This is a genomic window from Bradyrhizobium japonicum USDA 6 (assembly GCF_000284375.1).
Classification (GTDB): domain Bacteria; phylum Pseudomonadota; class Alphaproteobacteria; order Rhizobiales; family Xanthobacteraceae; genus Bradyrhizobium; species Bradyrhizobium japonicum.
On the sequence record NC_017249.1, the window covers coordinates 2,397,978 to 2,421,849 of the forward strand.

At 65.4% G+C, this 23,872-nt stretch carries 25 protein-coding genes; 13 read left to right on the forward strand and 12 right to left on the reverse strand.

The window, feature by feature from the left end; all coding sequences use genetic code 11:
- The first annotated feature begins 9 nt into the window (after positions 1 to 9).
- Positions 10 to 645 carry a GNAT family N-acetyltransferase gene (locus tag BJ6T_RS11200; RefSeq protein ID WP_014492462.1) on the forward strand — a complete coding sequence of 212 codons (636 nt, stop codon included), beginning with the start codon at positions 10 to 12 and terminating at the stop codon, positions 643 to 645.
- Positions 646 to 792: 147 nt separating this feature from the next.
- Here BJ6T_RS11200 and BJ6T_RS11205 read toward each other — a convergent pair whose 3' ends face one another.
- From BJ6T_RS11205 to BJ6T_RS11215, 3 genes are all read right to left on the reverse strand, one after another.
- A complete protein-coding gene (locus BJ6T_RS11205; protein ID WP_014492463.1) occupies positions 793 to 1,671 on the reverse strand; it encodes a formylglycine-generating enzyme family protein in 879 nt (292 codons plus the stop codon).
- A 52-nt stretch (positions 1,672 to 1,723) separates the two neighbouring features.
- A complete protein-coding gene (gene nirK / locus BJ6T_RS11210; protein WP_014492464.1) occupies positions 1,724 to 2,821 on the reverse strand; it encodes a copper-containing nitrite reductase in 1,098 nt (365 codons plus the stop codon).
- Between the two features lie 237 nt (positions 2,822 to 3,058).
- Entirely contained in the window at positions 3,059 to 3,265 is a 207-nt protein-coding gene (locus tag BJ6T_RS11215) for a hypothetical protein (protein ID WP_014492465.1), read from the reverse strand.
- A 159-nt stretch (positions 3,266 to 3,424) separates the two neighbouring features.
- On the opposite strand from BJ6T_RS11215, the gene hemN reads away from it, so the two are divergent.
- The gene (gene hemN, locus BJ6T_RS11220; protein ID WP_014492466.1) at positions 3,425 to 4,777 is read left to right on the forward strand and encodes an oxygen-independent coproporphyrinogen III oxidase; all 1,353 of its coding nucleotides are present in this window, start codon (positions 3,425 to 3,427) and stop codon (positions 4,775 to 4,777) included.
- Between the two features lie 94 nt (positions 4,778 to 4,871).
- A complete protein-coding gene (locus BJ6T_RS11225; RefSeq protein ID WP_014492467.1) occupies positions 4,872 to 5,069 on the forward strand; it encodes a DUF1858 domain-containing protein in 198 nt (65 codons plus the stop codon).
- A gap of 86 nt (positions 5,070 to 5,155) precedes the next feature.
- On the opposite strand, the gene BJ6T_RS11230 is transcribed toward BJ6T_RS11225, so the two are convergent.
- Entirely contained in the window at positions 5,156 to 5,866 is a 711-nt protein-coding gene (locus BJ6T_RS11230) for a Crp/Fnr family transcriptional regulator (protein WP_014492468.1), read from the reverse strand.
- A gap of 141 nt (positions 5,867 to 6,007) precedes the next feature.
- Between BJ6T_RS11230 and BJ6T_RS11235 the strand changes: the two genes are divergently transcribed.
- On the forward strand, positions 6,008 to 7,219 hold the full coding sequence (locus BJ6T_RS11235) for an NnrS family protein (RefSeq protein WP_014492469.1): 1,212 nt from the start codon (positions 6,008 to 6,010) through the stop codon (positions 7,217 to 7,219).
- 104 nt (positions 7,220 to 7,323) lie between these two features.
- Positions 7,324 to 7,641, forward strand: a complete 318-nt coding sequence (locus BJ6T_RS11240; RefSeq protein WP_014492470.1) for an antibiotic biosynthesis monooxygenase family protein — start codon at positions 7,324 to 7,326, stop codon at positions 7,639 to 7,641.
- A 12-nt stretch (positions 7,642 to 7,653) separates the two neighbouring features.
- Here BJ6T_RS11240 and BJ6T_RS11245 read toward each other — a convergent pair whose 3' ends face one another.
- Entirely contained in the window at positions 7,654 to 8,691 is a 1,038-nt protein-coding gene (locus tag BJ6T_RS11245; RefSeq protein ID WP_014492471.1) for an AraC family transcriptional regulator, read from the reverse strand.
- Between the two features lie 202 nt (positions 8,692 to 8,893).
- Here BJ6T_RS11245 and BJ6T_RS11250 point away from each other — a divergent pair, with 202 nt between their 5' ends.
- Both BJ6T_RS11250 and BJ6T_RS11255 read left to right on the forward strand, forming a co-directional pair.
- A complete protein-coding gene (locus BJ6T_RS11250) occupies positions 8,894 to 9,514 on the forward strand; it encodes a response regulator transcription factor (RefSeq protein ID WP_028170237.1) in 621 nt (206 codons plus the stop codon).
- 185 nt (positions 9,515 to 9,699) lie between these two features.
- On the forward strand, positions 9,700 to 11,376 hold the full coding sequence (locus tag BJ6T_RS11255; protein WP_014492474.1) for a mucoidy inhibitor MuiA family protein: 1,677 nt from the start codon (positions 9,700 to 9,702) through the stop codon (positions 11,374 to 11,376).
- A 61-nt stretch (positions 11,377 to 11,437) separates the two neighbouring features.
- Here BJ6T_RS11255 and BJ6T_RS11260 read toward each other — a convergent pair whose 3' ends face one another.
- Genes BJ6T_RS11260 through BJ6T_RS48210 form a run of 4 tightly spaced genes read right to left on the reverse strand, consistent with a single transcriptional unit; the run spans position 11,438 to position 14,489 of the window.
- Entirely contained in the window at positions 11,438 to 12,238 is an 801-nt protein-coding gene (locus BJ6T_RS11260) for a heme ABC transporter ATP-binding protein (RefSeq protein ID WP_014492475.1), read from the reverse strand.
- Positions 12,235 to 13,329, reverse strand: coding sequence for a FecCD family ABC transporter permease (locus BJ6T_RS11265; protein WP_014492476.1), 1,095 nt, complete (start codon positions 13,327 to 13,329; stop codon positions 12,235 to 12,237). The genes BJ6T_RS11260 and BJ6T_RS11265 overlap by 4 nt, the downstream gene beginning before the upstream one ends.
- Positions 13,326 to 14,276 carry a heme/hemin ABC transporter substrate-binding protein gene (locus BJ6T_RS11270; RefSeq protein WP_014492477.1) on the reverse strand — a complete coding sequence of 317 codons (951 nt, stop codon included), beginning with the start codon at positions 14,274 to 14,276 and terminating at the stop codon, positions 13,326 to 13,328. Before BJ6T_RS11270 ends, BJ6T_RS11265 begins: the two co-directional genes overlap by 4 nt.
- Positions 14,277 to 14,282: 6 nt before the next feature.
- A complete protein-coding gene (locus tag BJ6T_RS48210) occupies positions 14,283 to 14,489 on the reverse strand; it encodes a hemin uptake protein HemP (RefSeq protein ID WP_028170238.1) in 207 nt (68 codons plus the stop codon).
- A gap of 251 nt (positions 14,490 to 14,740) precedes the next feature.
- On the opposite strand from BJ6T_RS48210, the gene BJ6T_RS11280 reads away from it, so the two are divergent.
- The 6 genes from BJ6T_RS11280 (at position 14,741) to BJ6T_RS11305 (ending at position 20,244) form a co-directional block, all read left to right on the forward strand.
- A complete protein-coding gene (locus tag BJ6T_RS11280; protein ID WP_014492479.1) occupies positions 14,741 to 17,131 on the forward strand; it encodes a TonB-dependent hemoglobin/transferrin/lactoferrin family receptor in 2,391 nt (796 codons plus the stop codon).
- Between the two features lie 150 nt (positions 17,132 to 17,281).
- On the forward strand, positions 17,282 to 17,617 hold the full coding sequence (gene hmuQ / locus BJ6T_RS11285; RefSeq protein ID WP_014492480.1) for a heme-degrading protein HmuQ: 336 nt from the start codon (positions 17,282 to 17,284) through the stop codon (positions 17,615 to 17,617).
- A 30-nt stretch (positions 17,618 to 17,647) separates the two neighbouring features.
- Positions 17,648 to 18,163, forward strand: a complete 516-nt coding sequence (gene hutX / locus BJ6T_RS11290) for a heme utilization cystosolic carrier protein HutX (protein WP_014492481.1) — start codon at positions 17,648 to 17,650, stop codon at positions 18,161 to 18,163.
- A 27-nt stretch (positions 18,164 to 18,190) separates the two neighbouring features.
- The gene (gene exbB, locus BJ6T_RS11295; RefSeq protein ID WP_014492482.1) at positions 18,191 to 18,967 is read left to right on the forward strand and encodes a tonB-system energizer ExbB; all 777 of its coding nucleotides are present in this window, start codon (positions 18,191 to 18,193) and stop codon (positions 18,965 to 18,967) included.
- 3 nt (positions 18,968 to 18,970) lie between these two features.
- Positions 18,971 to 19,417 (forward strand): TonB system transport protein ExbD, encoded by a 447-nt coding sequence (exbD, locus tag BJ6T_RS11300; protein WP_014492483.1) that lies wholly within the window; start codon positions 18,971 to 18,973, stop codon positions 19,415 to 19,417.
- Complete coding sequence (locus BJ6T_RS11305) at positions 19,417 to 20,244, forward strand: energy transducer TonB (RefSeq protein WP_014492484.1); 828 nt, start codon at positions 19,417 to 19,419, stop codon at positions 20,242 to 20,244. Before exbD ends, BJ6T_RS11305 begins: the two co-directional genes overlap by 1 nt.
- Positions 20,245 to 20,374: 130 nt before the next feature.
- Here the strand turns inward: BJ6T_RS11305 and BJ6T_RS11310 are convergent, their stop codons facing one another.
- From BJ6T_RS11310 to BJ6T_RS11320, 3 genes are all read right to left on the reverse strand, one after another.
- Positions 20,375 to 21,730: an esterase-like activity of phytase family protein gene (locus BJ6T_RS11310; protein WP_014492485.1), complete on the reverse strand. Its 1,356-nt coding sequence runs from the start codon at positions 21,728 to 21,730 to the stop codon at positions 20,375 to 20,377.
- A gap of 127 nt (positions 21,731 to 21,857) precedes the next feature.
- Positions 21,858 to 22,757: a carbohydrate ABC transporter permease gene (locus tag BJ6T_RS11315; protein WP_014492486.1), complete on the reverse strand. Its 900-nt coding sequence runs from the start codon at positions 22,755 to 22,757 to the stop codon at positions 21,858 to 21,860.
- A complete protein-coding gene (locus tag BJ6T_RS11320; RefSeq protein ID WP_014492487.1) occupies positions 22,750 to 23,706 on the reverse strand; it encodes a carbohydrate ABC transporter permease in 957 nt (318 codons plus the stop codon). The genes BJ6T_RS11315 and BJ6T_RS11320 overlap by 8 nt, the downstream gene beginning before the upstream one ends.
- Positions 23,707 to 23,872 lie beyond the last annotated feature (166 nt).

Consider the following 23,872-nt stretch of genomic DNA (forward strand, 5'->3'; position numbering starts at 1 on the left):
GGGGCGCGCATGACGATACGGTCTGCGCGTCCCGAAGACGCCGATTTCATTGCTCAAACCATCCTGTCGTCGCAGCGCGGCTACCGGCCGCGCGGCTGGTTCGACGTCACGCTCGGCTTGCCCCAGGCGCAGTGCCGCGATTTCATCGCGCGCATCACGACCGCACACGCGGTGTCGATGTGGCATGTCTCGCAATTCCTGATCGCCGAGATCGATGGCAAGCCTGCTGCCGCCTTGTGCGCACTGCCGGCGGCCGGCACGGGACCTGCGGCCTGGCGTGCCATCGAGGAAGTCGGAGCCGCGACTGGGCTTGCCGCGCCGGAGCTGGAAGCCATCCGTCGCCGCGGCACCTACACGCGCGCCTGCTGGGTTCAGGGCGGCGAGGGCGACTGGATGATCGAGCACGTCGCGACCGATCCCGCCTATGGCGGTCGTGGCCTCGTGCAGGCGTTGCTTGCGCACGCACTGGACAAGGGACGAGCGGCCGGATTTGCCCGCGCGACGATATCGTTCCTGATCGGCAATCAGCCGGCCGAACGCGCCTACGCCAAGGCAGGATTTGTCTTCGCCGAAGAGAAGCGCGACCCCGCGTTCGAGGCGATCATCGGCGCGCCCGGATTTCGCATGTTTGCGCGAACGATGTGAGCACACCTGGTCTCCGCATTTGACGCTGTCATGCCCCGCCTAGTTCGCAATTGCGCACGGGGGCGGGGCATCCAGTATGCTGCGGCTTCTCGGTCTCGGAATGCTGGATCGCCCGCCTTCGCGGGCAATGACAGCGGGGGCGTGTCACTACGATCTAGCCGCCCACACCTTGCCCCACCGCGCCGACACGCTTGCGACCCATGACGGCTCCTCGCGCACGAGGCGGAAGCCGAGATTGGCGGGCGGCACGCCCTGCGCGCAGCCGCCGGCGCGGGCGTCGCGGATGAAGTCGGTGACGTAGGCGCGGTGCGCGCCCTCGGCGACGCGCACGCCGCAATTCACGGTCGCCCGGCCGGCCTTGCCGGCCTCGTCGATCCGCGAGCGCACGAAGCAGGTCGACGTCCATTCCCAGACATTGCCGGCGAGATCTTCGATTCCATGCTCGTTCGCGCCGAACTTGCCGAACGGATAGGCCGTCGTGTCGGAGAGGTTGCGCTCGGATTCACGCTCGTAGCGGCTGAGCCAACGCTTTGAAGGATCGTCTGCGTCCACAGGCGCGCCGTCGTCCCTGAACCGGGAGCCGGCCGCAAAGGCCCATTCCGCGTCGCTCGGCAGGCGATAGGTGTGGCCGGTCTTGCGCGACAACCAGCCCGCATAGGCCTGCGCATCGTGCCAGCTCACCTGGACCGCGGGACGATCAGGCGCCATCGCGACGCCGCGATCGAGGGTGCGGCACGCGCCATCCTGCACGCAGAGCTGATAGTCGGATGACGAGACCTGGTGCCGCATGATGTGCAGCGGCCGGTCAAAGCGCATTGCGCGCAGCGGCACTTCGGCCTGCAGCCCCGCGCGGGTGAAATCGCCGGCCTCGCGATAGGAGAGACCGCCCGGCGCGACCCTGACGACGGCAGGCTCCGTCGCCGTGCCATGGACCGCCATGTCCGAGACCAGCGGCGCCACCGCGATCGGCCCTGCGAGCCCGGCGGCGCAGGCGAGCAGCAGTTTCAGCTTGAATGCGATCAGCATGGTCGTCCCCCGAAGAAGGAAGGGGCCGGCGATGACCGGCCCCTTGTCGCGTCTAGTTGGTGTTGGGGGCCGGTATCTCCGCGGGCGCCTTCACCTGGGTCATCAGATCGTCGTTCCACTTGCCTTCGACCTTGAAGTGCGCGGTGGCGCCAAGGTCGGCGGCCTCGATCAGATTATGCGTGACATAGGCGTAGATGCCGGGCTGCAGGAACTTGTAGAGCGCCGCTCCCGCGGAGCCGCCGCGGATGAACCAGGTCTCGAGCCCGGTCTCGGGCGCGTTGGAGAATTTGCCGGTCTCCCAGACATAATCGCCATGGCCGCCGATCAGGTGCGGACGGCTGTCGCGATTGGCCTGCGAATGCACGATCAGCACGTTCTCTCCGACCCTGGCCGTCAGCGCGTTCTTGCCGGTGAGTGCGCCGACCTTGCCGTTGAACACGACGTGGGAGGGGATCAGCTTCTTCATCACCTCTTCGGTCTCGGTGAAGGCTTCGCCCGGCGAATCGTAGGACTTGAACTTGCCCTTCTCGTCGCGCGGCACATACATGTCCTGCTCGCCGACATAGTAGACCTTGTCGTATTTCAGCGCGTGGCCCTTGCCGTCGTTCAGGCCGTCGCGCGGCAGCACCATCACCGCGCCGTTCATGCCGGAGACGACATGCCAGGGGATCATCGGGCCGCCCGGGGCGCAGTGATAGACGAACACGCCGGTCCGCGTTGCCTTCCAGCGCAGCACGACCTGCTCGCCGGGATTGACCAGCGTGAGCTCGGCGCCGCCGAGCGCGCCGGTCGCGGAGTGGAAGTCGATGTTGTGCGGCATGGTGTTGGTCGCGGGATTGACCAGCGTCACCTCGACATAGTCGCCTTCATGCACGACCATCAGCGGGCCCGGCATCGAGCCGTTGAAGGTCATGGCCTGGAACGTGGTGCCCTTGTCGTCGATGACGACCTTCTTCTCCTCGATGTTGAGCTTGAACTCGACGATCTTGGGCGACTGCGTCGTGGCCTGCTCGTGCGCGTGCACGAAGGGCGGGGCGACCAGCTCGACCTTCTGCCGCGGCAGCTTGAGGTCGCCGGCGGCGAGCGTGGGTGTCGCGAGCATCAGGGCGGTCGCGGCGGCGCTGATCAATGCGGCTCTGCGGGTGAACATCGGAAGCATCCTTCATCTGAAAGGGTTTTGATGACGGATGCAGTCTGCGCCTGTTACGGCAAGAGTGTTTGCGCTGCGACAAGCTTTTGCCGAATTCGCCTCCGGTAAAATCCTTAGGAGGTTTGCCGAAGCGCGTATCGGCCGTGCGAAGCGCACGACGTCGCGCGGCGTCAGTTGCGCCAGCGGCAAATCGTTCGCATGTTCAGCTGCGCTCGATTGCGAAACTATGGCCGTCGATCAGAGAAGCTGGATCGCAATCCAGACCGTGCCCCAGACCGCGAGCGACAGCGCGGCAAGGATGGCGGCGGTGATCGCCAGCACCCGCACGAGATGACCTGCGCCGAAGGAGGGTGCTGCGGGGGCGGGACGAAAATCGTCGAAGCGCGGGATATGACCGCGAACGCCGGTGAGCCAGAGAACGAGATCGAGCGCGAGCGACGCCATGGCCTATCTCCAGTGAGTCATGATTGAACGTCATCATGGCTTCGATCCGGCGCTCGGACTTTGAGCGAGCGCAAGGTGGTCCGCCCGAAAACGGGTCATCCAATGCCATCCGGGATTTGCCGCGCCACCGCGCGGCATCGATTTACGAATGGGTAAGATATGAGGACCGATCTCGCAGCGAGCTACGGCGATGAGAGATTGCCGCGCTACACGAGCTATCCGACCGCACCGCATTTCTCGCCGGCGGTCGGCCCGGATACTTATGCCGAATGGCTCGCCGGGCTTCCGGCAGGCGCCAGCGCGTCACTCTATCTGCACGTGCCGTTCTGCCGCGAGATGTGCTGGTATTGCGGCTGCCATACCCAGATCGTCCGCCGCGACGGGCTGATCGCGGCCTATCAGCGGACGCTGCGCAGCGAGATCGCGCAGGTGTCGGAAACCATCGGCCGCCGCATCAAGGTCGAGCACATCCATTTCGGCGGCGGCACGCCGACCATCATGGCGCCGGAGGCCTTTGCCGAGTTGATGGCGGCGATGCGCCATTCGTTCTTCGTGCTGCCCTCGGCCGAGATCGCGGTCGAGATCGACCCGCGCACGCTGACATCGGAGATGGTGGAGGCCATGCGGCTCTCCGGCGTCAACCGTGCAAGCCTGGGCGTGCAGAGCTTCGATCCGGCCGTGCAGCGCGCGATCAATCGCGTGCAGAGCCATGAGCAGACGGCTTCCGTCGTCGACAGGCTGCATCGCGCCGGCATCAACGGGATCAACTTCGACCTCATCTATGGGCTGCCGCACCAGACCGTCGCGTCCTGCCTGGACACCGTTCGGCGCAGCCTGGAGCTCGGGCCCGATCGTTTCTCGGTGTTCGGCTATGCGCATGTGCCTGACTTCAAGAAGCACCAGCGCATGATCAACGAGGCCGTGCTGCCCGACGGCCTCGCGCGTCATGACCAGGCCTGCGCGATCGCGAATGCGTTGAAGGAGGCCGGTTACGTGCAGATCGGGCTCGACCATTTCGCGCGCCCCGACGATGCAATGGCCGTGGCCTTTGAGGAGCGGACGCTGCGGCGCAATTTTCAGGGCTACACCACCGACAAGGGCGAAGTCCTGCTCGGGTTCGGCGCGAGCGCGATCGGGCATCTGCCGCAGGGCTATGTGCAGAACCAGGTGCAGATCGGCGCCTACGCGCAGAGCATCGCCGCCGGCCGCCTCGCCACCGCGAAGGGCTACGGGCTCACCGACGACGACCGGCTCCGCGCCGACATCATCGAGCGCATCATGTGCGAGTTCAGCGCCGATCTCGGCGACATCTGTGCGCGCCATGGTGCGGAACCCGAAGCGATGCTGCAATCGGCCGCGCGCCTGAAGCCGTTGATCTCGGATGGCATCGTCAGGCTCGACGGCGACCGTCTCGCGGTCGCAAGCGACTCGCGCTTCCTGGTCCGCAGCGTTGCCGCGGCGTTCGACGCGCATCTGGACCCGGCGAAGCAGTTGCACAGCAGGGCGGTGTAGCCCGGAATGACGGCAAAGGACCTGGCAACAGCTTGCGCTTCAACAAAGAAGCTCGGACCCACTCGGCTATCGTCACTTCGGAACGGAGTTGTCCATGCCTTTCCGATCCGACGATCTGGTCGATGACATCATGCGCGCGGCACCGCACACGATCCGCGTGTTCCTCGCCTTCAGGATGGCTTGCGTCGGCTGTCCGATCGCGACCTTCCATACCGTGGAAGACGCCTGCCGCGAGCATGGCATCGATCGCGACAAATTCCTCGCCGCGCTGTGCGAATGCGTGCCGGCGTGAGGCGGGTCGGAGTTCGCGCGGGTCGTGCGCGGATTCCCGGGTGAGGGCAGGCTTGCGCCGTAAGCGGAAGCGCCCTCACCCCTATCTTACGCAGAATTGCCGTCCGCCGTGCGCTCCGCCAGCACGACGATCTTGTGCGGATCGCGCAGTATGATGCGCTGGCGGCCGCTCTCGACGAGGCCCTGGCTCTCCCAGCCGCTGAGGATGCGGCTGACGGTGTGCAGCGTGGTGCCGGTCATCTGCGCGATGTCCTGGCGGCTGATCGGGAAGTCGATCTCGATCCCGTGGTCGAGTTTCTTGCCAGACTGTTTTGCGAGCCGCAGCAGCGCATGCGCGACGCGCTGCTCGACCTGCTGGGTCGACATTTCCAGGATGCGGGTATGGCTCTCCTGCAGCCGCGCGCCGACGGTTTGCAGCGTGTTGGCGGCGATCGCCGGAAACCGCTCGATCAGCCGCGGCCAGGCCGAATTCGGCCAGATCAGCACCACGCTGTCGTCGACCGCCATCGCGGTCGCCGGATAATGCGCGGCTCCGATCGCCATCGCGAGCCCGAATGTCTCGCCGGGGGCGACATAGCGCACCACGATCTGCTCGCCGGTCGGGGTGGTCTTGGCCGCGCGGATATGGCCGTGCAGCAGCAGGAAGAAGGATTGCGCGTCGGCGCCCTGTTCGAAAATGGTGGTATTCCTGGGGTACCGCGCCGACCGGGCCTCGCGCAGGATTTCCTCGAGGTCCTCCGGCTTGACGCCGGAAAACAGCGGCAAATGCGCAACCAGCGATGTGTCGACCTTGGCCATTCTGCCTCCTTGGCGCTCGGGAGTGTGATGGCACCTGTATTCGTCAGGCAGTTTGCGATAGCGCAAAACGGGCCGGCCGGACGGCAGTATTTTTCCAAATGACGATCCAAGTGACGGTCCGAATTCACAGGAGTTGCCCCCATGGCTGGCGCCCGATCCCGTAACTTTGAGGGCTGGCCGCTGTTTGCGAACAGCTTTCGGCCCTTTTTCCTGCTCGCGGCGATCCAGGCCGGGCTGTCGATCCTGGCGTGGCTGCCGATGTTCTACGGCGAATTGTCGGTCAGTTCGGCCTTCGCGCCGCGCGACTGGCATGTGCACGAAATGCTCTATGGCTTCCTGCCGGCGGTGATCACGGGATTCCTGTTCACGGCGATCCCGAACTGGACCGGGCGGCTGCCGATCCAGGGGACGTCGCTGGGCGCGCTGCTGGTGGTCTGGCTGGCCGGACGTTTTGCAGTGACCCTGTCCGCCGATATCGGTTGGGCGTTCGCACTCGTCGTCGATGCTGCTTTCCTGGCATTGGTCGTTGCCGCGGCCACGCGCGAAATCATCGCGGGCGGCAATTGGCGCAATCTGCCGGTGGTGGTGCTCGTGCTGGTGCTGCTCGCCGGTAACGTCGCCTTCCATCTCGAAGCGCACTTCGAGGGGGCGGCCGATGTCAGCATCCGCGTCGGCATCGGCGTGGTCGTGCTGCTGATCTCGCTGATCGGCGGCCGCATCATCCCGAGCTTCACCCGCAACTGGCTGGTCAAGTTCAATCCCGGCCGCCTGCCGGTGCCGTTCGGACGCTTCGACGGCGCGGTGATCGGATTGAGCGCGCTCGCGCTGATCGCATGGATCGTGGCGCCGCTGAACACGGTCACCGGCGCGGCGATGGCGCTCGTTGGTGTGCTCCATCTGGTGCGGTTCGCGCGCTGGGCCGGCGATCGCACCACGCGCGAACGGCTGCTGCTGATCCTGCATGTCGGATACGTCTTCGTGCCGCTCGGCTTCATCCTGCATGCCCTGGCTGTCTTCGGCACGCTGCCGCCGAGCGCGGGCATTCACGCCTGGATGGCGGGCGCGGCCGGAACCATGACGCTCGCGGTGATGACGCGCGCGAGCCTTGGCCATACCGGGCAGGCGCTGACGGCGTCACCCGCCACCCAGGGCATCTATGTTGCGATCATCATCGCGGCACTGGCGCGGGTGGCTGCTGTTGTGTTGCCGGCGCAAAGCGATGTGCTGCTGCATATTGCGGCCTGCGGCTGGATCGTCGCGTTCCTCGGCTTTGCCGCCGCATTCGGACCGCTGCTCGCCGGAAATCCCCGACGTGCGCTTGCCATCATGGGCGTGCCGGCTCCGGCACGCTAAAATATTCTCCGGCGTAACAAACGCCGTTGTCGATCCGAAACTATCGTTCGAGCTGCGTCTGCTGTTAGCATGGCGTGGAAACGCGATTGAGGAATGGATCGAATATGATCGGCGAAGTCGTTGTGATTGGCGGCCTGAATCTGCGAGATGGCGTCCAGATCGAGGAGTATGATCGACTGGGCGAGCGCATGTACAACATTGTCAGCGGCCTTCCCGGTTTTCTGTCAGTCAAATCGTTCAAGGCCGACGACGGCGAGGAACTGACCGTGTTTCGCTTTGCGTCGGAGGAGGCGCTCGAAGCCTGGCGCACTCATCCGGAACATATCGAGGCAATGAAACGAGGGCATGCCGAATTCTATGCCAGCGGCCGCTTGCAGATTTGCAAGGTCATCCGTGAAGTCGGCCCGTTCGAGTACGCCTGATTTGAATGTGAGCTAGGCCGCGGAGGCCGAGGGAGCGTCGGCCGGCTTGGCCAGCGGCCGCACGCCCTTGCGCCATGCGGTGATGGTGCAGCCGAAGCGGCCGCGGAACCAGCGCGCCATCGCGCTCTGCGCGGAGAAGCCGAGCTGGGTGGCGATATCGGCCAGCGGCCGGCCGGGGTCGTCGATCAGCTGGGTCACGAGATCGGCGCGCTGCGCATCGAGGATCGCCGAGAAGCTGGTGCCCGATGCGGCGAGGTGCCGGTGGATGGTGCGGCGGGTGCAGGCGAGATGCTCGGCCACGCGCTCCACCGTGCAGTCGCCGCTCGCGAGCAGGATGCGTACCACCTCGTCGACCTTCTCCTCCCAGCTTGCCGGCCGCGTCTCGATCGCCTCGATCCGCTTGCGCAGATAGCTCGCAATCAGCGGATGGGCGCTCGGGATCCGCCGCTCCATGTCATGCGCCGACAGCACGATCGCATCGTCATCGGCATTGAAGCTCACGCGGCAACCGAAGAAGTCGCGGTAGCGCTTGCGGTCGTGCGGCGGCGGATAATGCAGATGCACCTCGAGCGGCCGCCAATCGCTGCCGAACAGCGACTGGATGATGCGGTGAATGCTGCCGAGCGCCATGTCGATCGACTGGCGCAGGGCGGTCGGCCGCCTGCCGCGCAGATGCAGCGAGACGGTCACCGTCTGGTTGTCCCTGATGACGTCGAGCCGCATGCCGTCGTGATGGACATGGATGAAGCGCGAGAATGCTTCGATCGCTTCGCTGACGGTCGCCTGCTCGCGCACGATCAGGCCGACCGCGCCGAAATTGGTCAGTCCGCCGCGCTCGGCGAGCCGCAAGCCGAAATCTTCGGCACCCGACGCCTCTGCCGACAATTCGAGCAGCCGGCGCAGGCTGGTCACGGCAATGGGGGTATCGGGCTTGTCGAGCACGGCCAGCGGCAGCCTGACCTTGCGCATCATCTGTTTCGGGTCGAGCCCGACCGACCGGGCGACGTCCGGGTAGTAGCTCAAGCCTGCGCTGCGCATGAGGTCGGTCATGCGACCCGTTCCTGCCAGCCATTCCCGCAGATGTCCCGAAATGTAAAGTTTCTGTCCCGATCCGTCAAATCCGGGAACAGGATGGAACATACATAAGGGAAACCGAAGCACGGGCGTGAATGCCGTGCGTATGACGGCGCGGCGCGACGATGCCCCGCAGCCGTCTCGGCCCATTTGACCAAGACATTGCTGGATCGGGATGATGCCGGGAAACATGCTTTCCAAGGGTGAGGTATTCGTCATTGAAACTGACGCGGCCTCCCGCGAACAACTTTCAATGGCGCTTCAACAGAGCGCCTATGACGTGATCTGTTTTGCCGACGGCGCCTCGCTGCTGTCGGAAGCCAAGGCGCGGATGCCGGCCTGCGTGCTGCTGGAGATGCCGCCGGACCGTTCCGCCCTCGACGTGCTCAAGCGCCTGCGCGAGGAGAACTGCATGGCGCCGGTCCTGGTGACGTCGGCGAATGGCAGCATCGCCATGGCGGTCGATGCGATCAAGAGCGGCGCGACCGACTTCATCGAGAAACCGTTCCGCACCCACGACGTCGTCGGCCGGATCGATGCCGCCATCGACGAGTTCGCGCAGCCCGGTTCGAACCGGCAACGCTGGCTGCCCGGCTGCGAGCCCCTGACCGGGCGCGAAGGCGATGTGCTCGAGCACCTTGCTGCCGGCCTGACCAACAAGGAGATCGCCCGGCGCATGCATCTGAGCGCGCGCACGGTCGAAGGCTACCGCGCCGGCATCCTGAAGAAGGCCGGCGCCCGCAACGTGACCGATCTGCTCCGCCGCATCTTCGGCCAGGGGGCGCCCATTCAGGCCTAAGGATCTGAATTTAACGGCTTCGCCACGGGACGACGACACGTTCCGTGGCCTTGGTGCCGCCGCGGCCGCGCCCCGCGGAAACCCCAATCGAACCAGTTCCTTCGCTGCCGCGTCCAACCATGTTGGCGAGGCATTTGATCGCACGCGTCCGGCTGGCGGCGCGGCGATACGGCAGGAGGGACTTTATGCGCATCACCGCAAGATGTTTGGCAACGACGAGTCTGGTTCTGGTGACCATGGCGGCCACGTCGCCATCATGGGCCGCCGATGTGGACGCCACATCGGCCATCGACACCGTCACGGTCTACCCCGACGGCGCCACCGTCACCCGTGTCATCGCGCTGGACCTCGCCTCCGGCGACAGCACGCTGGTCGCCAAGGACTTTCCGCTCTCGCTCGATCCGTCCTCCCTGCGGGTCGAGGGCGAGGCGGGCGCAAAACTCGCCATCGGTACCATCGACGCCCGGCCGCCGCGCGCGGCACAACCCGCGAATCTGCCCGAGCTTGATAAGCGCATCGAGGCACTCAAGGATCAGCGGGCCGATCTGCAAGGCGATATCGACGCGGCCAACGCGCGGCGCAAATTCGCGCAGCACTTTGCGGAGGCTTCTCCCGCCGGCCTTGGCGAGAAGGGCGAGGCTCGGCCGATCACTGAATGGCGCGCGGCCTTTACCGCGGTCGCCGAGGAGATCGCGACCGCCGACACCGCGATCCGCGACGCCACGCGAAAGCAGCGCGAGATCGATCGGCAGCTCGCGCAACTTGAAGCGGAGCGTTCGGCCAAGCCGCCGAGCAAGCTCGAGGTTCGCATCGATGTCGCCGCCGCCGCCGCGACGAAGGCGACGTTGCGGGTGACTTATGCTGTCCGCAATGCGCGCTGGCTGCCGGTGTATGACGCCCGGCTCGACACCGGTGCCAAGGACCGCAAGCCGCAGCTCGAGCTGGTTCGCCGCGCCGAGGTGACACAGTCGACCGGCGAAGACTGGTCGAATGTCAGCCTCGGTGTTTCCACTGTTCGCGTCAGCCGCGGCGGCAGCGCGCCGGAACTGAATTCGCTGGTTGTGAGGTATCCGCAACTGCCGAAGCCGCTGGCATTGGGCACGGCGTCGGACATGGCGATGCCCGCGCAACCGATGACGCGGCAGGCGCAATCTCCGGCGATGGCGAAAGCGGCGGAGCCCGAGCTGCGCGAGCGCGCGGACGAGCAGCAGGCCAACGCCGAGATCGGCGATTTCCAGGCCGTGTATCAGATCAGCGGCCGCGTCAGTCTCGGCGCCAATGAGGGCGCCAAGAGCCTGCTCATCTCCTCCATGACGGTGACACCCGACCTCGCCATCCGCGCCGCGCCGGTCGCGGATCCCACCGCTTACCTCGAGGCGTCATTCAAGCTTGCCGAGGATACCAATCTGCTGCCCGGCAAAGTCGCGATCTTCCGCGACGGCACGTTCGTCGGTCGAAGCAAATTCTCGACCGCCGCGCGGAACGACGCGATCCGGCTCGGCTTCGGCGCCGACGACAAGATCAAGATCGAGCGCACCGTCATCAGGCAGAACGAAGGCACGGCCGGCGTGATCGCGTCCTCCAAGACCGACACGCGTTCGTTCCGCACCGTCGTTCGCAACGGGCACGACTTCCCGATCCGCATCGCGATTGAGGATCAGCTTCCGGTCAGCGAGAACGAGGATATTGGCGTCGAGATGCTGTCCTCGACCACGCCGCCCACGACCACCAATCTGCGCGACAAGCGCGGCGTGCTGGAATGGGCGTTCGACGCAAAACCCGGCGAGATCAAGGAGATCAAGTTCGCCTGGCGCATCCGCTGGCCCAAGGACAAGGGTATCGTCATGGCGCCGGCGGGGTAGAATTTGCTGGCCACGGAGGAAGTGCGCTCCCTCTCCCGCTTGCGGGGGAGGGAGCGCACTGTCACTGCGGCGCCGCCGCCCGCATCGATTGCGGCAGCACGTAGGGCACGCCATCGTCGGCCTGATGGACGGCGGCGTCGATCTCGAAGATGTCGCGGATGGTCTCGCGCGTGACGATCTTGCTGCGCGGGCCGTCGGCGGCGAGCCTGCCGCCGTTCAGGACGATGAGCCGGTCGGCGAAGCGGATCGCGAGGTTGAGGTCATGCAGGATCGCGATGACAGCCGTGCCGCCTGCGGCACGGCGGCGCGCGGCTTCGACGAGGTCGATCTGGTGACGCAGATCGAGGCTCGACGTCGGCTCGTCCAGCAGCAGGAGCCCCGGCCCATGCTCGGCCTCGCCGCAGGCAAGCTGCACCAGCACGCGGGCGAAATGGGTGCGCTGCTGCTCGCCGCCCGATAGCGTCGGCAATTGCCGTTCGCGAAAATGCGCGAGGCCGACCTCGTCGAGCGCGGCGTCGACGAGTGGCACGGCATCGCGCAGGCTGCGGTCGCCTGCGCCCATCAGCACGATCTCCTCCACCGTGAAGGGGAAGGTGACGTTGATGTGCTGGGACAGCATCGCACGGCGCGCGGCAAGCTCGCGCGGCGTATAGCTGCTGATGTCGCGCTGCTTCAGGTGCACCTCGCCCTCGCTCGGGCGGAGATCGCCGGAGAGCAGCCGCAGCAGCGTCGACTTGCCGGCGCCGTTCGGGCCGATGATGGCGACCATCTCGCCGGCTTCAACCGACAGACCGACCCCATCGAGCAGCGTCGCGCGGCCGGCGCGCTTGCTGAGACCTCGCGCCTCGATCACGGCGCTCATAGCGAGGCGAGCCCGCGCTGGCGCAGCAGGATGCCGAGGAAGACCGGCGCGCCGACGGCCGCGGTCAGGATGCCGATCGGCATCTCCGCGGGTGCCACGATGGTGCGCGCCAGCGTGTCGGCGCCGACCATCAGGATGGCGCCGAGCAGCACCGAGGCCGGCAGCAGCAGGCGATGCGCAGGTCCAATAACGAGACGGAGCAGATGCGGCACGACGATGCCGACGAAGCCGATGACGCCGCTGATCGACACCGCGACCCCGGTCATGGCGGAGACCATCACGATCGAGATCCGCTTGAGGCGCTCGACGTCGACGCCGCCGTGAAACGCGTCGGCCTCGCCGAGCACCAGCAGGTCGAGGCCGCGCGCAATATACGCGCAGGCGCCGAGCCCGATGACGAGGATCGGCGCGAGCACGGCCGCCTTGGTCCAGGTCGCGCCGCTCATCGAGCCCAGCAGCCAGAATGTAATGTCGCGAAGCTGGCGGTCGTCGGCGATGAACACCAGAAGCCCGATGCCGGCATTGGTGATGGCGGTGATGGCGACGCCGGCGAGCAGGAAGATCGCGATCGAGGTCCGCCCGGCGCGGCTGGAGATGCCGTAAAGGATCGCGGTGGTGACCAGCGATCCCGCGAAGGCCGCGAGCGGCAACAGCTCGGTCTGGAGGAAGCGCAATGTCTCGCCGAAGCGCGAGTCCGTGAACACGATCGCGCTTGCGGCCGCGAACGCGCCGCCGCTGGAGACGCCGACCAGCGCGGGATCGGCGAGCGGGTTGCGAAACAATCCTTGCATGATGGCGCCGGCTGCGGCGAGCAGGCCGCCGACCATCGCGGTCGCCGCGATCCGGGGAATCCGGATCGACCACAGCACGAGCTGGTCGCGCGTCGTCACGGCGTCGGCGGTGGTGTTGGCTGCAAGACCGAGCGCAGCAGGCAAGCGAGAGAGGGGAATGCCGGCTGCGCCCACGGTCAGCGCGACGATGGCGGTGGCGGCGAGGATCACCAAGAGCAGGGGAATGGCAATCGACGTAAATCGCCGTCCTGCGCCCGCGCGCCGCGGGCTCCGCGAGTCCGTCCCGATCGCCACGCTCATTGCCGGCAGTGCGCCGCCGACAGAGCCGACGTGAAGGCGCCGCCATCGGCCAATGCGGGATACAGCTTGACGGAGAGATCACGGGCCGCCGCGGCCGTGCGCGGGCCGAAGCCGAGCAGATAAAGCCCGTCCATCGTGATAAAACTCTTGTTGGCGGCGACCGGCGTCAGGGCGAAGCCGGGGTGGGCGTAGACCGCGTCGGCCTGCAGTGAATCCTTGCCGCGCTCGATCGACAGCACGACGTCGGGTTTTGCCGCGACGATCGCCTCGTCGCCGATGTTCTTGTAGCCGTCGTAATCCTCGACCGCGTTGGTGGCGCCTGCAAGCTGGATGATCTCGTCGGCGGCGGTCTTGTGACCGGCGACCATCGCCCGTCCGTTCAGGAGCGACATCACGAACATCACGCGGACCGGCTTCGTGACCTTGGCACGCAGTGCGCGCAGCTGTGCAAGATCGGCGCTGACCGCGGTCGCCAGGCATTCGGCGCGTGCATCGACGCCCATGGCATGGCCGACCAGCTTGATCTTCTCGATCAGGCCTTCCTCGGAGAAGGTCTCGGGCACCAGCACCAGCGGCACCTTTGCCGTCTCCAGCAGGTCCATGGTCTCGCGCGGGCCCGATCCCTGGATCGCCAGGATCAGGGTCGGGTTGAGGCCCAGCACGCCCTCGGCCGAGATCTGGCGCATGTAGCCGACATTGGGTTTGTCGTGCAGCGCCGCCGCCGGATACAGGCTCGTGGTGTCGACGCCGACCAGGCGGCTCTCCAGCCCGAGCGCATAGAGGATCTCGGTAATGGCGCCGCCGATCGAGACCGTGCGGGCGAAGTCGGCAACGGCGACATCGCGATTGCGCGCATCATGCACCGTGATACCGGCGGCGTGCGCGGTCGAGGCGAGCGCGATGGTGCCGGTGAGCAGGAGGTTTGCAAGGGTGCGACAAAATGTCATTGCAGGCTACTTCGTCAGGATCAGCTTGTTCTGCGAGGTCAGGCGAAGGCGATAGGCGTCCTCGCCATGCGCGATGATGATCTCGCGCTCCGCCGCAAACAGCTCGCGGCTGTCGATCCGGCTCCCTCGCATAATGAGAGTTCTCGTTGTTGCAGAAGGACTTTGTGCATGCCCCGCTGGATCGCCGTTGCTGTCTCCTGATCTGGCTGACATGATGAGTGTGATGCGCTTTCAAAATCTTGCTGTGCTGTTTGTTTGTATAAGCGGCACCAAGCGCATTCCAACGGCAGCAATTTACAATCGATATAAACTGCGGCCTCGTGACATTGACCGTCAGAGTGTGGCCACGTTACCAAATGTAACAATGCGGGCCGGGGGGTCTGCACCAGAAAATAGCCAGCCAGTCGCTCGCCTCGTGCGGCGCACGCCAGCCAAACAAGACACATGATAATTGGGTTTGGTGTATGGCTGACGGGGCTAGGTATTCGCGCGCGCTGATTTTGGGCGCGTCGGTGGTTTCAATTGCGGCGATGATGCCGGAGAGCGGTTTCGCGCAGACGGCTGACCAGGCCGCGCAGGCCAAGCCGGTGAAACCCAGACAGGCAAAACGCAAGCCGGCCAAGCCACAGGCCGATCAGCAGCAGGCCAATTCCAGCGTGTGGAATGCGCGCGCGCAGGCGATCGTCGGCGTCCAGGCGCTCGACACCATCACGGCCGCGGCGTCCAAGACCGAAGAGCGCGCGGTCGATGCGCTCGCACCGGTCAGCGTCGTGACGTCGTCGCAGATCCAAAGTCGCCAGGCCAGCACGGTCGGCGATCTCATCTATAATGTGCCCGGCGTATGGGTTCAGAACCGCGGCGACGAGCCGTCAACGTCGATCAATATCCGCGGCTTGCAGGATTTCGGCCGCGTCGCCGTGGTCGTCGACGGCGCGCGGCAGAATTATCAGCGCACGGGTCACTTCGCCAACGGCTCGTTCTTCCTCAATCCCGAGCTGATCAGCGGCATCGACATCGTCCGTGGTCCGACCGCGAACATCTACGGCTCCGGCGCGATCGGCGGCGTGGCGTCGTTCCGCACCAAGGACATCGAGGACGTCGTGCGTGCCGGCGAGCGCTGGGGCGTCGACGTCAAGACCATCCTTGGCAGCAATTACGGACGCGCGCTTGGTTCGGCCTTCGGCGGTGTTCACGTCAATCCGAATGTGGATGTGTTCGCGGGCGGCACCTATTCGACGCAGGAGAGCTACAAAGACGGCACCGGCTTCGAGGTCGCCAACACCGGCAACCGGCTCACCAGCGGCATCGCCAAGCTGACGGTGCGCCCGGCCGACGGGCACGAGATCAAGCTCGGCACCATCTTCCAGGAGGACATCTACAGCGTGGGTCAGCCGCCACGCCGTGCCGGCGATCCCAACTCGACCAATGCGAACGGCGCCAACAACCTGAGCGGCACGTCGATCTACAAATCCGACGTCAAGAACTACACCACGACGCTCGGCTGGAAATATTCGCAGCCGGATGACCAGTGGTTCGACTGGGATGCGAAGGTCTACTGGAACCGCACCGAGAACGACCAGGTCAAGACCGCGCATACCAGCACGACGCCATCGGTCTTCTGCGGCGGCGTGCCCGGCAATGCCGTGTCCGGCTGCATCGGCAGCAACCGCGGATATCTGCTCGATACGGTCGGCGTCGACGTGTACAACACCACGCGCTTCGATACCGGCAGCTGGCGTCACGCGGTGACCTACGGACTGGACGCGTTCCAGGACAAGGTGTCGACGCAGGACAGGACCGGCACTTCGGAAGTGACGACGCCCGGCGGTCAGCGCACGGTCTCCGGCGGCTTCGTGCAGTGGAAGGCCAACTACACCTCCATGCTCGAGGTGATCGGCGCGCTCCGCTACGACAACTATCAGCTCTCCTCGGGATCCTCATCGTCCAGCGGCGATCGCCTATCGCCGAAGATCACCGTCGGGCTCGTTCCCACGGCGGTCGTGACGCCCTATGTCAGCTACGCAGAAGGTTATCGCGCGCCGTCGATCACGGAAACGCTGGTCAGTGGTCCGCATTCGGGCGCGACGGTCAACGACTCGTTCTTCCGCTGTCCGTCGGGTACGCCGGGTCCGGGCGCGGATTCGACCTTCTGCTTCGTCCCGAATCCGAACCTGCGGCCCGAGGTCGGCAAGAACAAGGAGATCGGCTTCAACATCAAGAAGAACGATCTGTTCACGGCGGGCGATACTCTGCGCGGCAAGATCAACGTGTTCCGCAACGACATCTCCGACTTCATCGATCAGGTCGCCTATGGAAATCCGCTGGTGGTCCCCACCGGCCCGCCGCCGGCGCCCTCCATCACCGTGCTTCCGTTCCTGCAATATCAGAACGTCGCGTCCGCCCGCATCCAGGGTCTCGAGGCTGAGGCGATGTACGACGCGAACACCTGGTTCTTCGGCCTCTCCGGCAGTTACCAGACCGGCAAAAACCTCCAGACGGGATTTGGCCTGTACAGCGTTCCGCCGCAGAAGGTCACGACGACCGCCGGTGTGCGGTTGCTGGACCGGACCCTGATCCTCTCGGTGATGTGGACGTCGGTGATCGCGAACACCGACATTCCGCCAACCTATACGCCGGCGACGTCGTACGATCTCGTGAACCTCTACGCCCAGTATCAGCCGCGGCCCGATCTCACGCTCAACTTCTCGGTCGAAAATCTTCTCAACCAGTACTACCGGCCCTACGCCATTCCGGTCGGCAGCACGGGCGATACGCAAAACGACGTGAAATGGGCGAGCGCCGGCCCCGGGCTCGTGGTCAAGGGAGGCCTGAAGTACCACTTCGGCGGCATCTAGGAAGACGCCGACGACCCCAAGGGGGGACGCCGTATTGACCGCCAGAGCCACGCTGATGACCCGGCGTGGCTTCGGCGCGTTCTGATGAAACGTCCGGCCGGCATTCGCCGATCGGCAAGACTGAAACAAGACTGACAGGAGAAAGATCGAATGTTTATCGCCATGAATCGTTTCCAGGTGAAGCTCGGCTCTGAAGCTGCGTTCGAGACCGTCTGGCGCACCCGCGAATCCTATCTCGGCAGCATGGCCGGCTTCGTTGAATTCCATCTGCTCAAGGGGCCGGTGCTCGAAGACCACACGCTGTATTCTTCGCACACGGTCTGGGTCGACAAGGCGGCATTCGAGGCCTGGACGCGATCGGACGAATTCCGCCGCGCCCATGCGCGGGCCGACAACAAGACCGGCGAAAGCCTCTATCTCGGCCATCCCAAGTTCGAAGGGTTCGAGGTCATCATGACCGAGCGCAAGACGAACGCGGCCGCTTAGATCGCGGCCGATCACGAAAGGAAGCCGGACATGCTGAGCACCGATCTCGCCGATCTCAGGGCGTATATGGCCGACAATCCCGGTGCGGTGATCGAGGACGTTGCGCGCGAGCGCAAGGTCACCCCGCGCGCGGTGATCGAGGCGCTGCCGTCGTCGATGGTGCGCGTTGGTGGCGGCGAGCATTTCGCCGCCGCCATGCAGGACATCGCCGCGTGGGGCGAGGTGACGCTCATCGTGCATACCGATGACGCGATCTTCGAGTTCACGGGCGCGGTCCCGGCGGGCGAGGTCGGCCGCGGCTATTTCAACCTGATGCAGCCGAAGGGATTGCACGGCCACCTCCGCCACGAGCGCTGCGCGGCCCTGGCCTTCGTCGAGCGTCCCTTCATGGGCAAGACCTCGGCCTTCGTTGCCTTCGTCAATGCCGACGGCGGCATCATGTTCAAGGTCTTTGTCGGCCGTGACGAGACCCGGGCGCTGCGGGCGGACCAGCTCGCGCGGTTCCGGCAGCTTGCGGACCGGATCGCGGCGCAGGGCGCGGCATAATTTCCTTCTGTCTGTCGGGAGATCAGGATGCAGGGCAATTTCGGGCTTCGGCATGTGATCCTAACTATCGCGCTGGCACTCGTGCCGGCCCCGGCCTTCGCGATCGACGAAGCGCTGTTGCCGCGCAATCTGTCGCCCTGGGGCATGTTCCTCGGCGCCGACATCATCGTGAAGACGGTGATGGTCGGGCTCGCCGTCGCCTCGCTGGTGACGTGGACGGTGTGGCTCGCCAAGAGCATCGAGCTGCGCCGCAAGAGCAAGCTCGCCGTGGAGCGGACGCGTGCGCTCGAAGGCAAGATGAAGCTGGCGGAGGCGGCGGAGCGGACCGGCGATGCGCATGATGCCGTCGCGCAGCTCATCCAGTCCTGCGCGAAGGAGGCGGAGCTCTCCGGCGGCATTGTCGATGACGGCCTCCAGGAGCGCGTCGCGCTCCGGCTGGAGCGGGTCGAGGCCGCGATGTCGCGCCAGATTGCGCGCGGCACCGGCGTGCTCGCGACCATCGGCGCCACCGCACCGTTCGTCGGCCTGTTCGGCACGGTCTGGGGCATCATGAATTCTTTTATCGGCATCTCCGAGAGCCACACCACGAGCCTTGCGGTGGTCGCGCCCGGCATCGCCGAGGCGCTGCTTGCGACCGCGCTCGGTCTCGTCGCCGCGATCCCGGCCGTGGTGATCTATAATCAGCTTGTCCGCGGCATCGCCAATTACCGGGCGTTGCTCGGCGACGCTTCGGCGCAGCTCATGCTGCTGGTCAGCCGCCAGCGCGACCACAGAGAGTTCCGCCTCTCGCGGGCAGCGGAGTAGGTCATGGCCGCGAAGCTCGGCGCAGGGGGAGGATCGCCGCTGAGGCGCGGCGACCCCGGCGATCTCGACGTCACCCACGAGATCAACGTCACGCCGTTCATCGACGTGATGCTGGTGCTGCTGATCATCTTCATGGTGGCCGCCCCGCTCGCCACCGTCGACATCGGCGTCGAGCTGCCGGCCACCGCCGCCGAGCCGCAGCCGCGGCCGGACAAGCCGACCTTCGTGACTGTGAAGCCGGATCTCACGGTGGCCGTCGGCGAAGACACGATGGCACGCGATGGCCTCGCCGCTGCGCTCGCCGTCGCCACTCAAGGCCGCAAGGACGAGCGCATTTATCTGCGTGCCGACAAGGCCGTGAGCTATGGCGACCTGATGGAGGTCATGAACACCCTGCGCAATGCCGGCTATCTCAAGGTCGCGCTGGTCGGCCTCGACGGACGCAGCTGATGGCCGCGAACGCCTTTGCCCTGCACGAGCCGCTCGGCGAGCGCGAGACCGCGCGCTGGAGCGTATCGGCCGCAGTGATCGTGGCGTTGCATGTTGCCGCCGCGGTGCTTGCGATGAGCTGGCTCAGGTCGCAGCCGGAGCAGGGCGTCACCGTCCCGGCGATCATGGTCGATATGGCGCCGGTGACCTCGGCACCGCAGTCCACGCAAGAGGATGTTGCGCCCGGGCCGGTGATGCAGGAGGCCGACGCCTCGCCGCCGGAGCCCGTTAAGCAGCAGGCCGTCGAGGAGACCATCGCGCCGACGCCGTCGCAGGAAAAGCCTGAGGTCGTCGCGCCGCCGGAGCAGAAATTGGAGCCGACACCGGCCAAGCCCGAGCCGGCGAAGATCGTGCCGGTCGAGAAACCTGCACCGGCGAAGCCGAAGGTGGTTCGCCCGGAGGCCAAGAAGCCGTCGGAGGCGCCGCCCGCGCCGCGCACCAGCGCACCGCCACGCGCCGAGCGGGAGGCGCCGGCGGCGTCCGCCATGAGCGAGGGCGCGATCGCGTCGCTGGTTGCGACCTACAATCAGCGCGTCCGCGCGCATTTGATGCGCCTTCACTCCTATCCGTCCGGCGGAAACGGTCAGCGCGGCCTGGTCCGGGTGAGCTTCACGATCAGCCGCAACGGCCAGGTCACGTCCAGCCGGATCGCTTCGTCCGGCGTTGCCGCGTTCGATGCCAAGGCGACCTCGATGATTCACCAGGCCTCGCCATTCCCGCCGATCCCGGCGGAGATCAAGAACGGCTCGATGAGCTTTACTGTTCCGGTGGACTTTATCGTGCGGTAGCCCCCCCGATGTCATGCCCTGCGAAAGCGGGCATCCAGTACGCCGAGGCCTCACGATTCAATCGCTGGTGTCTCGGCGTACTCGATCGCCCGGTCAAGCCGGGCGATGACCGTGTTGAGAGAGCGTCGTCTTACTTTGCCTTCAGGAAATCCGCGACCTCGAGCAGCATGAACTCGTCGTCGTCGGCCTTGTTGGGATCGCGGCTGGACGAGAACGGCAGATTGTTGTCGTTGCCGACGATGATGTGGGTGTCGTCGACGCGATCGACGTTCTCGATGGTGAAGAACGGGAAGGTGTAGACGCCGTCATTGAGCGGCTTCCGCGCCTTCTTGTCGGGGTCCTGGATCTTCATCAGGTCGATATAGCCGATCTTGCGCACGGGCTTGCCGACATTGGCGTCGGTCAGCTCGATCTTGTAGACGCGCTTGAACTTGGCGATGTCGGGGAAGCAGTTCTCGCCGCGCGTGCCTTGCGGGCAGGCCTTGTCGGCGGTGCCTTCACCGTTGTCGCGCTCGATGATCAGGCCGCCGGTCGGGTCGATCATGTTGAAGTCGCCGATGGCGTTACCGTTCTGCTCGAACACATACTGCCAGTAGCGGCCGGTGAACTTTTCGGCGGCGACGTCGAATTCGAGGATGCGGGAGGCTTCCTTGCCGTCGACCTTTTCCCAATCCTTCTTGTCGGCGTCCCACAGCGGGCCCTCGAGCAGGCCGTAGAGGAACTTGCCGTCCTTGGACGACGCAAAGCCCTCATAGCCCTTGGAGCGGCGGAGGTTGACGTTGGTGTAGGTCGCGCCCGGCGCGCCCGGCGTCGCCACGGCCCAGTTGTCCGGCGAGCGCACCGGCTTGCCATCGGCAACCGTCTCGAACACGCCGAGGATCTTCCCTGATTTGTCGGCCTTCAGGATATAGGGGCCGAACTCGTCGCCGATCCAGAAGGTGTCGCCGATGATCTGGAAACCCTCGGTATCGAAGTCGGAGCCGGTGAGGTAGCGCTTCTGGGTGTCCTCATGCACGATGCGGAACGGCACCTTCTTGTCGGGATCGTGCAGGAAGATCGTTTCCTGGCGCTCGATCTTGCCGCTCGCCCAATCCATCTTGTAGCGGTTCAGGTACAGCATCGAATCCGGCGAGTTGGCGCGCGCGCCCATGCCGTTGTCGGTGATGACCCAGTAGCTGCCGTCGGGCATGTGCTTGATGCCGGAATGGCCCTGCAGCGGCTGGCCCTTGAACGGCAGCGACACGCCGGTCGCACGCTCATAGGACTTGCCCATCACGGTGCCGAGCGCGTCGACGCGCTTGCCGGTGGTGTATTTGCCCGAGGTCTTGAGATCGGCAGGCGCGTCGGCCGGCGCGTCGATGAAGGTCGCGGCCGGCATCACCACGTGGCCGGCGAGCTTCGCCGGGAATTCACCCTCGTTCTGTGCAAGCGCGGTGCTCGCGGTGAGAATGATCGTTGCGACGGAGGCAAGAAAAGTCGCGCGCATGTGCGTCTCCTGTTAGCGGACGACGCCTTATGCGGATCGCATGTTGCAGTTTTGTGAAACCGGGCGAAACGTCGCAGCCCTCTTCGCCTCTCCCCGTTTGCGGGGAGGGGGGGACGAGAGAGTACGGTTACTCCTTGACGGCGCCGGTCAGCGAGGAGACGTAATAATCCACGAACAGCGAGTAGAAGATCGCAACCGGCAGCGAGCCGAGCAGCGATCCCGCCATCAGCGCGCCCCACTGGTACACGTCGCCGGTGACGAGCTCGGTCAGGATCGCGACCGGCACGGTCTTGTTGGCGCCGCTCTGGATGAAGGCGAGCGCGTAGATGAACTCGTTCCAGGACAGCGTGAAGGAGAAGATGCCCGCCGAGATCAGCCCGGGCACCGCCAGCGGCAGCGTGATCCGCCGCAGGATCTGCAGGCGCGTCGCGCCGTCGACCAGCGCGCATTCCTCGAGCTCGTAGGGGATCGACTTGAAATAGCCGATCAGGAGCCAGGTGCAGAACGGCACCAGGAAGGTCGGATAGACCAGGATCAGCGCCATCGGCGAGTCGAACAGGCCGAACTGCACCACGACGGTGGCGAGCGGGATGAACAGGATCGACGGCGGTACGAGATAGGCGAGATAGATGCCGAGGCCGACATAGGGACTGCCGCGGAAGCGCAGGCGCTCGATGGCGTAGGCCGCGAGCGTGCTGGCGATCAGCGACAGCGTGGTCGACCCGATCGCCACCAGCATCGTCGTCCATAGCCAGCGCGGATAGGCGGTGTCGAACAGCAGGTGCTTGATATGCGCCAGCGTCGGCGAGGTGATCCAGAACGGGTTGTGATCCTTGAAATTCAGCAGCTCCGCGTTCGGCTTGAACGACGTGATCGCCATCCAGTAGAACGGAAACAGCAGGATCAGCACGAAGCAGCCGAGCGGCAGGTAGATCATCATCAGCCGCCGCAGCCCGGAATCCCAGGCCATGGTGTCGGGCGCCGCCTTCGCGTCGGCCACGGCAGGTTGCGCGACGGTATCAGTCATTGCTCTCTCCCTGCTGCCATTTGCGGCGCGCCAGGCCGAAATATGAGAACAGCGTCGCGAACACCAGGAACGGAATCATCGACACCGCGATCGCGGCACCTTCGCCGAGCTCGCCGCCGGCAATGCCGCGCTGGAAGGCGAGCGTCGCCAGCAGGTGGGTCGAGTTCACCGGACCGCCGCGGGTGATGGCGTAGACGAGCTGGAAGTCGGTGAAGGTGAAGATGATCGAGAAGGTCATGACGATGGCGAGGATCGGCATCATCATCGGGAAGGTGATGTAGCGGAAGCGCTGCCAGGCGCTGGCACCGTCGAGCATCGCGGCCTCGTAGAGCGAGGGCGAGATGGTCTGCAGGCCCGCCAGCAGCGAGATCGCCACAAAGGGAATGCCGCGCCAGATATTGGCGGCGATCAGCGAGAAGCGCGCCGGCCAGGGCGAGCCGAGGAAGTCGATATTGGTCGTCCGCCAGTGCAGCACGTCGACCAGCAGATAGGAGATGATCGAGAATTGCGGATCGTAGATCCACCAGAACGCCAGCGCCGAGAGCACGGTCGGCACGATCCAGGGCAGCAGCACGATGGCGCGGAGCAGGCTCTTGAACGGAAAATGGTTATTGAGCAGCAGCGCGAGCCAGAAGCCGAGCGCGAACTTCCCGAAGGTCGCGACCGCCGTATAGAACACGCTGTAGAACACCGCGCCCCACCAGAGGGGATCGGTGAGCAGATACTGGAAATTCTCAAGGCCCACAAAGACGCCACGTCGGCCGATCGTGGTGTCTGTGAAGGCGAGCCAGATGCCGAGGCCGAGCGGGTAGGTGAGGAAGACGGCGAGCAGCCCGATCGCAGGCGCGAGGCACATCGCGATGAGGAATGGCTTGTAGTCGAACAACCGCACCAGCCAGGGTTGCTGCCGGTGCGCCAGTACGGGGGAGGAGAGGGTGGTCACGGACATCGGGTCGTTGTCCTGTTCTAGGCTGTTACCACACCGTCATTGCGAGCGAAGCGACTTCTCCGCCGTAGCTTTGGCGAAGGCGGAAGCAATCCAGTCTGTCTCCGCAGTTGCAGTCTGGATTGCTTCGTCGCGTCGCTCCTCGCAATGACGGCCGCGTTGTCGTCGG

Coding starts and splice junctions, on each gene's coding strand:
- exbB (WP_014492482.1), top strand. CDS start 18,191: ATGCAGGGCAATTTCGGGCTTCGGCATGTGATCCTAACTATCGCGCTG.
- BJ6T_RS11235 (WP_014492469.1), top strand. CDS start 6,008: ATGGCTGGCGCCCGATCCCGTAACTTTGAGGGCTGGCCGCTGTTTGCG.
- BJ6T_RS11260 (WP_014492475.1), bottom strand. CDS start 12,238: ATGAGCGCCGTGATCGAGGCGCGAGGTCTCAGCAAGCGCGCCGGCCGC.
- BJ6T_RS11265 (WP_014492476.1), bottom strand. CDS start 13,329: ATGAGCGTGGCGATCGGGACGGACTCGCGGAGCCCGCGGCGCGCGGGC.
- hemN (WP_014492466.1), top strand. CDS start 3,425: ATGAGGACCGATCTCGCAGCGAGCTACGGCGATGAGAGATTGCCGCGC.
- BJ6T_RS11315 (WP_014492486.1), bottom strand. CDS start 22,757: ATGACTGATACCGTCGCGCAACCTGCCGTGGCCGACGCGAAGGCGGCG.
- BJ6T_RS11230 (WP_014492468.1), bottom strand. CDS start 5,866: ATGGCCAAGGTCGACACATCGCTGGTTGCGCATTTGCCGCTGTTTTCC.
- hmuQ (WP_014492480.1), top strand. CDS start 17,282: ATGTTTATCGCCATGAATCGTTTCCAGGTGAAGCTCGGCTCTGAAGCT.
- BJ6T_RS11270 (WP_014492477.1), bottom strand. CDS start 14,276: ATGACATTTTGTCGCACCCTTGCAAACCTCCTGCTCACCGGCACCATC.
- BJ6T_RS11320 (WP_014492487.1), bottom strand. CDS start 23,706: ATGTCCGTGACCACCCTCTCCTCCCCCGTACTGGCGCACCGGCAGCAA.
- exbD (WP_014492483.1), top strand. CDS start 18,971: ATGGCCGCGAAGCTCGGCGCAGGGGGAGGATCGCCGCTGAGGCGCGGC.
- BJ6T_RS11310 (WP_014492485.1), bottom strand. CDS start 21,730: ATGCGCGCGACTTTTCTTGCCTCCGTCGCAACGATCATTCTCACCGCG.
- BJ6T_RS11305 (WP_014492484.1), top strand. CDS start 19,417: ATGGCCGCGAACGCCTTTGCCCTGCACGAGCCGCTCGGCGAGCGCGAG.
- BJ6T_RS48210 (WP_028170238.1), bottom strand. CDS start 14,489: ATGTCAGCCAGATCAGGAGACAGCAACGGCGATCCAGCGGGGCATGCA.
- BJ6T_RS11215 (WP_014492465.1), bottom strand. CDS start 3,265: ATGGCGTCGCTCGCGCTCGATCTCGTTCTCTGGCTCACCGGCGTTCGC.
- BJ6T_RS11200 (WP_014492462.1), top strand. CDS start 10: ATGACGATACGGTCTGCGCGTCCCGAAGACGCCGATTTCATTGCTCAA.
- BJ6T_RS11255 (WP_014492474.1), top strand. CDS start 9,700: ATGCGCATCACCGCAAGATGTTTGGCAACGACGAGTCTGGTTCTGGTG.
- BJ6T_RS11280 (WP_014492479.1), top strand. CDS start 14,741: ATGGCTGACGGGGCTAGGTATTCGCGCGCGCTGATTTTGGGCGCGTCG.
- hutX (WP_014492481.1), top strand. CDS start 17,648: ATGCTGAGCACCGATCTCGCCGATCTCAGGGCGTATATGGCCGACAAT.
- BJ6T_RS11250 (WP_028170237.1), top strand. CDS start 8,894: ATGCCGGGAAACATGCTTTCCAAGGGTGAGGTATTCGTCATTGAAACT.
- BJ6T_RS11225 (WP_014492467.1), top strand. CDS start 4,872: ATGCCTTTCCGATCCGACGATCTGGTCGATGACATCATGCGCGCGGCA.
- nirK (WP_014492464.1), bottom strand. CDS start 2,821: ATGTTCACCCGCAGAGCCGCATTGATCAGCGCCGCCGCGACCGCCCTG.
- BJ6T_RS11240 (WP_014492470.1), top strand. CDS start 7,324: ATGATCGGCGAAGTCGTTGTGATTGGCGGCCTGAATCTGCGAGATGGC.
- BJ6T_RS11245 (WP_014492471.1), bottom strand. CDS start 8,691: ATGACCGACCTCATGCGCAGCGCAGGCTTGAGCTACTACCCGGACGTC.
- BJ6T_RS11205 (WP_014492463.1), bottom strand. CDS start 1,671: ATGCTGATCGCATTCAAGCTGAAACTGCTGCTCGCCTGCGCCGCCGGG.